The sequence below is a fragment of the Streptomyces flavochromogenes genome (assembly GCF_000717595.1).
Classification (GTDB): Bacteria; Actinomycetota; Actinomycetes; order Streptomycetales; family Streptomycetaceae; genus Streptomyces; species Streptomyces flavochromogenes.
Window position 1 is genome coordinate 1 of sequence record NZ_JNZO01000066.1, and the last position, 10,533, is coordinate 10,533.

Annotated in this window: 10 protein-coding genes and 2 pseudogenes; 10 read left to right on the forward strand and 2 right to left on the reverse strand. The window is 70.9% G+C overall.

All coding sequences use genetic code 11. The features are described 5' to 3' along the window. The 7 genes from IF00_RS0140025 to IF00_RS0140050 form a co-directional block, all read left to right on the forward strand. A partial coding sequence (locus tag IF00_RS0140025; RefSeq protein WP_037640392.1) for a flotillin domain-containing protein occupies nt 1-745 on the forward strand: 745 nt, incomplete at its 5' end. A gap of 338 nt (nt 746-1,083) precedes the next feature. Next, complete coding sequence (locus tag IF00_RS0140030; protein ID WP_030326973.1) at nt 1,084-1,314, forward strand: hypothetical protein; 231 nt, start codon at nt 1,084-1,086, stop codon at nt 1,312-1,314. Nucleotides 1,315-1,402: 88 nt separating this feature from the next. Next, nucleotides 1,403-1,525: a hypothetical protein gene (locus IF00_RS47755; protein ID WP_280922643.1), complete on the forward strand. Its 123-nt coding sequence runs from the start codon at nt 1,403-1,405 to the stop codon at nt 1,523-1,525. A 380-nt stretch (nt 1,526-1,905) separates the two neighbouring features. Beyond that, the gene (locus IF00_RS0140035; RefSeq protein WP_037640396.1) at nt 1,906-3,798 is read left to right on the forward strand and encodes an NAD-binding protein; all 1,893 of its coding nucleotides are present in this window, start codon (nt 1,906-1,908) and stop codon (nt 3,796-3,798) included. Nucleotides 3,799-4,422: 624 nt separating this feature from the next. Then, complete coding sequence (locus tag IF00_RS0140040; protein WP_030326976.1) at nt 4,423-5,625, forward strand: NAD(P)/FAD-dependent oxidoreductase; 1,203 nt, start codon at nt 4,423-4,425, stop codon at nt 5,623-5,625. A 250-nt stretch (nt 5,626-5,875) separates the two neighbouring features. Next, on the forward strand, nt 5,876-6,910 hold the full coding sequence (locus tag IF00_RS0140045; RefSeq protein ID WP_051820898.1) for a hypothetical protein: 1,035 nt from the start codon (nt 5,876-5,878) through the stop codon (nt 6,908-6,910). Between the two features lie 201 nt (nt 6,911-7,111). Further along, a complete protein-coding gene (locus IF00_RS0140050) occupies nt 7,112-8,065 on the forward strand; it encodes a sigma-70 family RNA polymerase sigma factor (RefSeq protein WP_030326981.1) in 954 nt (317 codons plus the stop codon). Between the two features lie 379 nt (nt 8,066-8,444). On the opposite strand, the pseudogene IF00_RS47520 reads toward IF00_RS0140050, so the two are convergent. Together IF00_RS47520 and IF00_RS42180 are read right to left on the reverse strand one after the other, a co-directional pair. Then, a pseudogene (locus tag IF00_RS47520) lies at nt 8,445-8,615 on the reverse strand (FAD-dependent oxidoreductase); the annotation flags it as partial. A 23-nt stretch (nt 8,616-8,638) separates the two neighbouring features. Next, on the reverse strand, nt 8,639-8,902 hold the full coding sequence (locus IF00_RS42180) for a three-helix bundle dimerization domain-containing protein (protein ID WP_051820899.1): 264 nt from the start codon (nt 8,900-8,902) through the stop codon (nt 8,639-8,641). A gap of 75 nt (nt 8,903-8,977) precedes the next feature. Here IF00_RS42180 and IF00_RS0140060 point away from each other — a divergent pair, with 75 nt between their 5' ends. The 3 genes and pseudogenes from IF00_RS0140060 to IF00_RS47525 form a co-directional block, all read left to right on the forward strand. Further along, the gene (locus IF00_RS0140060) at nt 8,978-9,292 is read left to right on the forward strand and encodes an ArsR/SmtB family transcription factor (protein ID WP_030326982.1); all 315 of its coding nucleotides are present in this window, start codon (nt 8,978-8,980) and stop codon (nt 9,290-9,292) included. A 43-nt stretch (nt 9,293-9,335) separates the two neighbouring features. Then, nucleotides 9,336-10,103, forward strand: a complete 768-nt coding sequence (locus tag IF00_RS0140065; protein ID WP_030326984.1) for an aquaporin — start codon at nt 9,336-9,338, stop codon at nt 10,101-10,103. Further along, nucleotides 10,100-10,447 (forward strand): annotated as a pseudogene (locus tag IF00_RS47525) (FAD-dependent oxidoreductase); the annotation flags it as partial. The gene IF00_RS0140065 and the pseudogene IF00_RS47525, both read left to right, overlap by 4 nt. Nucleotides 10,448-10,533: the final 86 nt, after the last annotated feature.

Sequence of the window (10,533 nt, forward strand, 5' to 3'; positions counted from 1 at the left end):
GAAGGCGGAGGAGGAGATCGCGATCGCGCAGCGGACCCTCTACCTGAAGCAGGCCGAGATCAAGGCCCAGACGGACGAGGCCGCCGCCCAGGCGAACGCGGCAGGCCCGCTCGCCGAGGCCGACCGCCAGCAGCAGATCCTCACCGAGCAGGAGAAGGTCGCCGAGCGACAGGCTGCCCTGACCGACCGCCAGTTGGACACTCAGGTCCGCAAGCCCGCCGACGCCGCCCGCTACCAGGCCGAGCAGGAGGCCGAGGCCCGCCGCATCGCCCTGGTCAAGGAGGCCGAGGCGGACGCCCAGCGCTCCCGCCTCACCGGTGAGGGCGAGAAGGCCCACCGCGCGGCCCTCGCCGACGCCGTACGCATCGAGGGCGAGGCCCAGGCCGCGGCGATCGCGGCCAAGGGCTCCGCCGAGGCCGAGGCCATGCAGAAGAAGGCCGACGCCTACGCCCAGTACGGCGACGCCGCCGTCCTCCAGATGCTCGTCGAGGTCCTGCCCCAGGTCGTCGCCAAGGCGTCGGAGCCGTTGTCCGCCATCGACAAGATGACCGTCATCTCCACGGACGGGGCGAGCCAGCTGTCCCGCACGGTCGTCGACAACGTCGCCCAGGGAATGGAACTTCTCTCCTCCACGACCGGGGTCGACCTCGCGTCCCTGCTCCAGGGCATCACGCAGAAGAAGCCGATGGCTGAGCCCGCGTCCGTTCCGGCCGCCACCGGCACACCGGTCGAGATCACCGACTAGGACGCGACGGGAGGGGGCGCGGTGAGAACCAGTTTCAAGCTTCACGCGGGCATGCAACTGGCCCTCTCTGGGGTGGGATTGCTCGCCGCAGTCCTGGCTGCCGTGCCGCTCCTGCCTCCCTTCGCCGACGAGTGGCTGCTGCTCGGCATCGGGCTCGCCCTGCTGGTACCCCTGCACCTGGCGACGCTCTTCCGCAGCATCGCGGTCGAACTGCGCAACAGGGGCTTCGCCGGCAACAAGGCGAACCAGGTGTCGGGCCCTGCGGGCCCTGCCCCACCGCGTCCACGCACCGTTCGTGGGCGCGGGCCTCGCCGGGGCTTTCCTGGCCCACCGGAGCGTTGTGGGACGACTCGGGCCTCCAGCGACTCGACCCCGTGCGCGGGTACTACTCCGCGATCGACACCGTCGACCCCGACCGCAGGCGGGTCGCGATCACCAGAAGTCAGTACGAGGAGTTACGCAAGGACGACCAGCGGGTCGCGTTCGCGGCGTTCGGTCTCTTCGCGGCGGGTGGTGGCGGCCTGACGCTCCTCTTCGGGAAGCTGGATTCCTGGGTCGGCAGTCCATGACCGCCGGCCCCCGCCACGGCAGGCAAGCCCTACAGCACCCGCAGTCGCCTGCACGCCGGCCGCTCTGGGCGCCTACACCTTCGCACTGATGACGGTCCTGCACGACAGGGACGAAACCCTCGGCACCTTCCTCGCGCTCTGGACTCCGGCGGCCGTGGCAGTCGGCGCCTTCCTGAGCCGTCGGCCGCTGCTCCACCGCACCCGACGATGAGCCGCCACTCAGCAGCACACCACGACAAGCGCGAGCGAGAACAGCGAGGGGCGGCCATGTCATCGCGGAACGCCGGGCGCGACTTGCTGGAGAGCCCTGCCGGGATGGGCTTGTACCTCCTGTGGCTGGGCTGGACTGCCGCAAGCAGCAGCACCCCGACCTGGGTGCGCATCGGCGCTGGCGTCCTCGCCGCCGTATGCCTCGTCCTGCTGATACGAACCCTGATCTCCCGTCATCACAGTCGGCATGCCAGGCGCACCGGGGCAGGAACGTCCGACACTTGACCCGCCCGCGTGATCAGGCGGGTCCAACTCGAAACCGGGGGAATCATGATCGCGCTACTGCACCAGGACGCCGGAGTTCCACGGGACGGCGGCCACATGGTGGTCTGCGGCGACGACGGGCTCGCGCACCGGCTCGCCGACGAGCTGCGGGACGTCTACCGCCAGCGGGTCGTTCTCGTCGCGCCCGGCGACCAGGTCGAGGAGCGGGCGGGCGAGCAGCCCGCCGTGCTGTCCCGTGCGGCGCGGCTCCTGCGCCGGTCCGGCGGACCGGCCACCGAGGACACGCTCGGCAGCGCACCCCCGCCGCTGCATGACGTCGTGTCATCCGCGCCGACCGAGGAGACGCTGCTGAGGGCCGGCGTCGACCGGGCCGCGGCCCTCGCCCTGCTCTACGAGGACGACGAGACCAACCTGCGTGCCGCGCTAGCCGCCCGCCGTCTCAGCCCGGGCCTGCGGCTCGTGGTCCGTATGTACAACCGCAAGCTCGGGCAGCAGCTGGAGGAACTCCTTGACCAGGCTGCCCTCCTGACCGCGCCCGGAACCGACCGCGCGCTTCTCGACGCCTCCACCACCGTTCTGTCCGACGCCGACACCGCGGCCCCCGCGCTCGCCGCCACCGCCGTCACCGGGACGAGCAAGGTCGTCCAGGCCGATGGCGTGCTCCTGCGCGCCGCCGAACGCACCCCGCCCGGACGCGGCGAGGTACCGGACCCCGGCCTGTGCACCTTGGCCCTGCTGTCGTCCACCACCACCGACCCGGCGGGCGCCGAGGGTTCGGAGGCCAGCGGCGCCCAGAGTCCCCTGCTCCTGCCCGACGACCGGGCCGTGGCGAGCGCCGCCGGACGGGGCAGCGTCGTCCTGGAGACCGTCCGGTACGCCGGTCCCGCCCTGTCCGCTCGGCGGATGGCCCGCCGGGGTGCGCCGCTGCGCGAGCTCTTCTCCAGCCGCCTGCGCTGGGCGCTCACCGGCATCGTCGTCTCCGTCCTCGCGCTGACGCTCACCACGATGCTGCTCACCGACGCCGATCCCGTGCACGCCGCGTACATCACGCTGCTCGACCTGTTCTCCATCAACGACCCCGCGATCGGCGCGCCGGTCACCCACCAGGTTCTCCAGCTCCTGACCGGCCTCGTCGGCCTCGCTCTCCTCCCTCTCCTGGTCGCCGGGGCACTGGAGGCGCTGGGCACCTTCCGCGCCGCCGGAGCTCTACGTCGGCCGCCCCGCGGCCTGTCCGGCCATGTTGTCCTCCTCGGCCTGGGCAAGACCGGAACCCGGGTCCTCGCCCGGCTGCGGGAACTCGACATCCCGGTCGTGTGCGTCGAGGAGGATCCCGACGCCCGCGGCATCCCGCTTGCCCGCGGCCTGGGCATCCCCGTCGTGCTCGGCGACGTCACCGAGGACGGAGTCCTGGAGGCCGCCAAGATCCACCGGGCGCACGCGCTGCTCGCCCTCACCAGCTCCGACACCACCAACCTGGAGGCCGCGCTCTACGCCCGTACGGTCAAGGCAGATCTGCGAGTGGCCCTGCGCCTGTACGACGACGACTTCGCCACCGCCGTCTACCGCACCCTGCGCACCGCCCACCCCGAGGCCCTCACCCGCAGTCGAAGCGTCACCCACCTCGCCGCACCCGCCTTCGCCGGAGCCATGATGGGCCGCCAGATCCTCGGCGCCATCCCCGTCGAACGCAAGGTCCTGCTCTTCGCCGCCCTCCTCGTGGCCGGCCACCCCCAGCTGGAGGGCCACACCGTCGGCGAGGCCTTCCGACCCGGAGCATGGCGCGTCCTCGCGCTCGACACCGCCGCCCCCACGACTCGCCGCCCCGACCTCGCCTCCTCACATCAGGCAGGTGACGAACCGCAGCTCCTGTGGGAGCTGCACCCCGGCTACGTCCTGCGCCCCGAGGACCGCGTCGTCATCGCCGCCACCCGCCGCGGCCTCGCCGAGCTCCTGAGCACCTCACGCCAGCCCCGAACCGCCATGCCGTAGCCAAGCACTGCCGTGGTCTCCCACTGAGCACAGCTGCACCCCGGCCGGGCACTCGTACGCACCACGCGCCGTCTCACCCGGCCAGGAACTTCACCGAACCGAAACGATCGGGAGCGGTTGGGTACGAACGCGCCATGAGCTTGGGAATCTGTGCGCTCCGCATCCCGGAAGCGGCTACTGACCTGCGCATATCAGCCGCATCGAGGGGTGTGGGTGCGGCGCCTGAGCATCTGGATTGACCGCTGCTCACCGCTCTGAAGGGCACGGCCGGGGCACGTGCCCGCCGGTTCTCGGAGAAGGCGACGATGATCTACCAGCACTCCGACGACGAACGTCAGCGGGAGGTCGCCGGAGGCATCGACGTGGCGTGTGGCACCAAGGCGCATTCGGCGACTTCGCACGAAAATCTCTTCCGTTTGGCGAGCATGACGTCGATGTCGACGGTGATCGGCATCAGATCACCTCGTTCGGCTCAGCCTGCATCTGCGCTGCCCGGGCGTCGTGAGCAGCAGTGGGCGAAGCTCCTGCCGCTCGGTGACCCGCGTCACATCTATTTCCTGTCAGGAATCGGGGCGCTGTTCCGCTCAAGTCACCGAGAGCCAAGCGAACCGACAGGAGCAAGACATGAAGCACCGCATCGTCGTCCTCGGTGCCGGCTACGCCGGGGCTTACGCAGCCGGGACCCTGGCCCGTCGGCTGTCCCCCAAGGACACCGAGGTCACCGTGGTCAACGCCGAACCGGACTTCGTCCAGCGGCTGCGGCTGCACCAGCTCGCGGCCGGCCAGGAGATCGAGGCTCCACAGCTCGCCGACGTCTTCGCGGGCACGGAGATACGGCTGCGCCTGGCCCGCGTCACGGCTGTCGACCCCGAGCGCCAGGTCGTCGCTGTGGCCGACGCCGACGGAGGCGGCGAGCTCGGCTACGACACGCTCTTCTACGCGCTCGGCAGCCACGGTGACGACCGTGGCGTCCCCGGCGTGGCCGAGCACGCCTTCGACGTCGCCGCCCGGCCCTCCGCGCTGCGCCTGCGGCAACGCCTGGACAGCCTGGAGCAGCGGGGCGAAGGCGTGAATGTGCTGGTCGTCGGCGACGGGTTGACCGGCATCGAGACCGCCACCGAGATCGCCGAATCCCGGCCCGGCCTGTCGGTGACGCTGGTCGCCCGCGGTGAAGTGGGCGCCCAGCTCTCCGCCGGAGGCCGCGGCCACCTGCGCCAGGTCTGCGACCGGCTGGGCGTCGCCGTCCTGGAGCACACCAGCGTCGAAGCCGTCGAAGCGACGCGGGTGCTGTGTGCCGACGGCACCGCCCTGGCAGCCGACGCGACCGTGTGGGCGGCCGGGTTCGCGGTCAACCCCATCGCCGCCGCGAGCGGTCTTGAGGTCACCGAGAACGGTCGGATCGTGGTGGACCGCACCATGCGGTCGGTCTCGCACCCCGAGGTCTACGCCGCCGGCGACAGTGCGTACGCCGTCGGCGACAACGGCCGGCCGCTGCCCATGTCCTGCGCCTCGGCCGGCTACACCGGCCGGCAGGCCGTGGACGCGATCGTCGGACGCCTGACCGGCAGCAAGATCGCGAACACCAAGCTGGAGTACCCGGGCAACCACATCAGCCTCGGGCGGCGGGACGGGATCCTGCAGATGGTCGACGACGAAGGGCAGGCGAAGCCGACGTACATGGGCGGCCGGAAGGCCGCCCGGATCAAGGCGGGCATCGTCTGGATGTCGCTGTGGGCCACCTCGCATCCGACCTTCGGCCTGCCCAAGCGCAAGCATCACCTGGCCACCGCGCCCAAGGCGTCCGCTGCCGTGAAGGCGGTCGCGTAGCCGCCTACCAGGTCGTGTTCCAAGGTCTTGAGCCACTTGACGCCGTGGTTACCGGTGAGTCCACCGCGGCACACGGCAACCCGGCACTCGTTCCCTGCCTGACCGGCGAACTCGAAGGCTTCCGGGCAGCCCGTGCCGAGAAGGACCCCATCAGCGGCATCTGCTCCGTCCGCAATACGGAAGAGCCGGCCGGGTCGAGTCCGAAACTCCGCTAGCCCGGCGATGAACTCCCTCCCCTGAAGGAGAAGGCATGTCCACTCAGGCCGCGCCCGCAGCCGACGCGTCGCCCTCACCCTGGCCGACCGTGGCCCGGGCCGTCGCCTTGCTCACGGTGAGCATCAGCCTGCTGCTCACCGCCTTCGCCTGGCCGTCGGTGCGCTCATCGGCGCATGACGTGCCGATCGCCGTCGCCGGGCCCGCCCCCGCTGTCAGGCAGATCGCGTCCGTGCTCGACCAACGGCTTCCCGACGGCTTCGAGGTCACCGAGGTCGCCGACACCGCCGCCGCCGAACAGCTGATACGTGACCGCGAGGTGTACGGAGCGATCGACCTCAGCTCCGGCACCCCCCAGGTCATCACCGCGTCTGCCGGAAGCGCCGCCGTCGCCCAGACCTTGAACAGCATCGCGACCGGCCTCGGCCAGGTACAGGGAACCGGCACCACGGTAGCCACCCGCGATCTCGTCCCACTGCCGGCCGACGACCCGCGCGGCACCGGACTGGCCGCCGGAGCCCTGCCGTTGGTCATGGGCGGCCTGCTCGCCGCTCTGCTGTTGACCAGGCTCGTCCGCGGCAGCGTCCGCCGCGTCACCGGAGCGCTCACCTTCGCCGTCACCGGCGGACTTGCCGTGACGGCGATCCTCCAATTCTGGTTCGGCTCACTCGACGGCTCATACTGGGCGAACTGCGGCGCCACCGCCCTGGCCATCGCGGCCACCTCCCTGACCATCCTCGGTCTCGAGTCACTGCTCGGGTACGTCGGCTTCGGCCTCGGCGCCGCCACCATGATGCTCATCGGCAACCCCCTGTCGGGCACCGCGACCGCACCCGAGATGCTGCCCGGCTGGTCCGGCACCCTCGGCCAACTGCTACCGCCCGGGGCAGGTGGTCAACTGCTGCGCTCCACCGCCTTTTTCGACGGTCACGGCGCCACCCGCTCGGCCGCCGTCCTGGCGACGTGGCTCACGCTCGGTCTGGTGCTGTGCCTGGCCGGCAACCCGCGGCGTCGCCCCGCCGCCACCGTCGAGGACACGGCCGCACAGCCGACCACGCATGCGACGGTCTGACCCTCACAGCACCCCGCCGGCTCAGGACGTGCCATCGACCGGTCCGTGACAGATGCGCCTACGCGGGCACAACAGGGATTTCACTCGGGACCCTCGCGGCACGAACGACCTCTCCACCACCGACTCAGCATGCAACACCCCACCCGCAAAAGGAGAATGCCCCGAGACGAGCCTTCTGCCCTACCACTTAGGGTGGTTCGCATGGACCGCACCGCCACTGATCGCTTCGACACCAGTCGGTTCGAGGCCAGCCGGAACCGCCTGGCCTCGCTGGCATACCGGCTGCTGGGCTCCGCCGCCGACGCCCAAGACGCCGTGCAGGACGCGTTCCTGCACTGGCAGGCCGCCGACCGGCAGCAGATCAAGGTGCCGGAGGCATGGCTGACCAAGGTCGTCACCAACCTGTGCCTCGACCGGCTCCGCTCGGCACAGGTCCGCCGCGAACGCACCGCCGGTGCCTGGTTCCCCGAACTGCTCCTCGACGGTGACCCGATGCTCGGCCCGGCCGACACCTTCGAGCAGCGCGAATCGGTCTCCCTGGCCATGCTGATCGTCATGGAGCGCCTGTCACCCGTTGAGCGGGCCGTCTACATCCTGCGCGAGGCGTTCTCCTACGGCCACGCCGAGATCGCGGAGATCCTCGACCTCACTGAGTCCGCGAGCCAGCAGCACCTCCACCGAGCCCGGACCCGCATCACCGCCACGCGCCGCCGCGGCGGCGAAGTCGACCCGGCGTCCGCCCGCAGGATCGTCGAGGAATTCCTGACCGCTGCCACCTCGGGCCGCATCGAACGGCTGGTGGCGCTGCTGACCGACGACGTGATCGCGCTCTCCGACGGCGCCGGCCTGGCCGAGAAGCTGCTGCGGTACGACACTCCGCAGCGCGTCGCCGCCGTCATGCGGGGCGGCTTCAAGCCCACGCCCCCGAAGCGGCGGCTTGCCGGCGGCGCGCCCGCCCTCCACTACGCGGTCGTCAACGGTGCCCCCGCGATCCTCTTCGTCCTCGGCGGCCAGGTCCTGGGCGCTGTGACGTTCGACGTCGCCGAAGACAAGGTCGCAGCCGTGCGCGGCATTGCCGCCCCCGCCCGCCTCGTCCGCCTCACCGAAGCGTGGCGGCAGCACGAACCGGACACGCCGCTCATCGCCCAGTGGTGACCCCGACGCCGACCTGGCCCAGCGTCGGCGTCATCGCGCCCTGTCTGTGCGGGGTAGCGGGGTGGCGGGGAGTCGCTAGGTGACGCGGCAGTGGCTGCGGGTACCTGCATGATCATGGCAAGAAGGCCCAGGTCGCTGACCCGGGCCGTCCAAGAGCGGATGAAGGGAATCGAACCCGCGCCATAGGCTTGGGAATCACCCGGCACTTGGGCCTGCATGTAGCTCCTGACCTGGGGGAACCCCCGCTGGGGAGCGTCTTCGTCTTCCCTCTGGCAGACCCGTGTTGCCGCTGTGTACCGCCCCTGCCGGCGCATTGGGGCACGGCGGCGCGCAGAGCGTCAGAGGGCGACTGGCGCGGCGGTCCTGTCCGCCAGGGCTGTGCCAGGTGACGTTCGGTGTCGAGGGCGGCCTGGCAGCCGCTGGCGGCGGCGGTGATGGCCTGGCGGTAGGTGTGGTCGACGACGTCGCCGGCGGCGAAGACGCCGGGGATGTTCGTACGGGTGGAGGGCGCCTCGACCGTGATGTAGCCCTCCGCGTCCAGGTCGACCTGCTCGAGCGGCCGGCATTGTGGCTTCACACGAGCAGCACCCGCGGTCGGCCGTCGGCTGCAATCGGATTATCGACGTGGGCGAGCGCCAGGCGCTCGGCGGCGAAGCGCTCCGCGAGCACCACGAGGTGGGTGCGGACATAGGCGTGGGCGGCCAGTCGCTCGTACGAGTCGGCGACCAGCCGCTGCGCTGTCTCCAGGGAGAACCGGCCGCGGTGGCGCACGGCCAGACGGGCGACACCGGCCGCGAGACGTTCGTCGGGAAGGACCGGGCGCGAGGACGCGGCCATGGCGAGAACCCCCTGGGCTCAAGAGAAGTCAGCCTAGGCTGATATCAGCTCTGGATGATGTGAGAGTATCAGTCCATGATGACGTCAGTCGATACTGATCTGATCCGGGTGCTGGGCGACCCCCTGCGCCTCCAGGTCGTGACCCTGCTCGCCCGCGAGGCGCTGTGCACCTCCCACCTCGTGGAGGAGACCGGCGCCAAGCAGACCAACCTCTCCAACCACCTGAGAGTCCTGCGCGAGGCCGGGGTCGTCGAGACGGAGCCCTGCGGACGGTTCACCTACTACCGCCTGCGCCCAGACGTCTTCGAGCAACTCGCCGGCCGGTTCGCTGCCCTCGCGCAGACCGCGCGTCTGACCGCCGAGGCGAACTTCAAGCGCTCCTGCCCCTGATCGTCCCCTTCCCTGTGCCTCACCTGTCGAGGAGACCCAGCCCGTGACTGCCACCGAGCCCGCCGCGAGCGGCGCCATAGCCGCCGACCTGTCGCCGCAGCCCGCGCCCGGCGCCGGCCCACCCCGCACCCCACTAGCCGCCCGGGCTGCCGCCGAGCTCGTCGGGACGGCGGCCCTGGTGGCCGTCATCGTAGGCTCCGGCATCCAGGCCACCGAGCTCACGGATGACGTTGCGCTGCAGCTCCTCGCCAACTCCACCGCGACGGTCTTCGGCCTGGGCGTCCTGATCGCCCTCCTCGGGCCGGTGTCGGGCGCGCACTTCAACCCGGCGGTCAGCCTGGCCGAGTGGTGGACCGCCCGCCGTGGCGGCGCGGGTGTGGGGCGCGAACTCGCGGTCTACGTCCCCTCGCAGATCGTCGGCGGGATCCTCGGTGCGATCCTGGCGGACGCGATGTTCGGTGAGCCGCTGGTGAAGTGGTCCACGCACGACCGCTCCGCCGGAAACCTGCTCCTCGGCGAGGTCGTGGCCACCGCCGGCCTGATCCTGCTGATCTTCGGCCTCGCCCGTACCGACCGACTCCGCTTCGCGCCCGTCGCCGTCGCCTCGTACATCGGAGCCGCCTACTGGTTCACCTCCTCCACCTCCTTCGCCAACCCTGCCGTAACGATCGGCCGCGCCTTCACCGACACCTTCGCCGGCATCACCCCCGCCTCCGTCCCGGCGTTCATCGGCATGCAGCTGATCGGCGCGGCGGTGGGCCTGGCCCTGGTCGCGGCCATATTCATACGCGGCAGGACAGACGCGGAGTGACCCGGGTCGTGGACGCGGTGGTCATCGGCGGGGACAGTCCGGGCTCACCGCCGGCTACCACCTGCGCCGCCTGGGCCTGGACTTCGTCATCCTCGACGCCGATCCAACCCCGGGCGGTGCCTGGCAGCACACCTGGGACTCCCTGCACCTGTTCTCCCCGGCCACGTACTCCTCCCTGCCCGGCCGCCTCATGCCCCCGCGGCCGGGCGAGACCTGTCCGGACGCAGCCCACGTCGTCTCGTACCTCACTGACTACGAGCAGCGCTACGACCTACCCGTCCACCGGCCCCGTGCACGTGGCCGGTGTCCGCGACGGCGAACTCCTGCCTTTAGAGGTCATCTCATTTGGCTGCCAACAGTGGGGAATATTGCTGGTGAGAGCGTCTCGATCGCTGTTGAATGCCTCGATGAGCGACTACTGGACACCAAC

Excerpts from the sequence above, each read along its gene's own strand:
- IF00_RS47755 (WP_280922643.1), top strand. The coding sequence starts at position 1,403 with ATGACGGTCCTGCACGACAGGGACGAAACCCTCGGCACCTTCCTCGCG.
- IF00_RS42180 (WP_051820899.1), bottom strand. The coding sequence starts at position 8,902 with ATGGCCGCGTCCTCGCGCCCGGTCCTTCCCGACGAACGTCTCGCGGCC.
- IF00_RS0140035 (WP_037640396.1), top strand. The coding sequence starts at position 1,906 with ATGGTGGTCTGCGGCGACGACGGGCTCGCGCACCGGCTCGCCGACGAG.
- IF00_RS0140040 (WP_030326976.1), top strand. The coding sequence starts at position 4,423 with ATGAAGCACCGCATCGTCGTCCTCGGTGCCGGCTACGCCGGGGCTTAC.
- IF00_RS0140045 (WP_051820898.1), top strand. The coding sequence starts at position 5,876 with ATGTCCACTCAGGCCGCGCCCGCAGCCGACGCGTCGCCCTCACCCTGG.
- IF00_RS0140060 (WP_030326982.1), top strand. The coding sequence starts at position 8,978 with ATGATGACGTCAGTCGATACTGATCTGATCCGGGTGCTGGGCGACCCC.
- IF00_RS0140050 (WP_030326981.1), top strand. The coding sequence starts at position 7,112 with ATGGACCGCACCGCCACTGATCGCTTCGACACCAGTCGGTTCGAGGCC.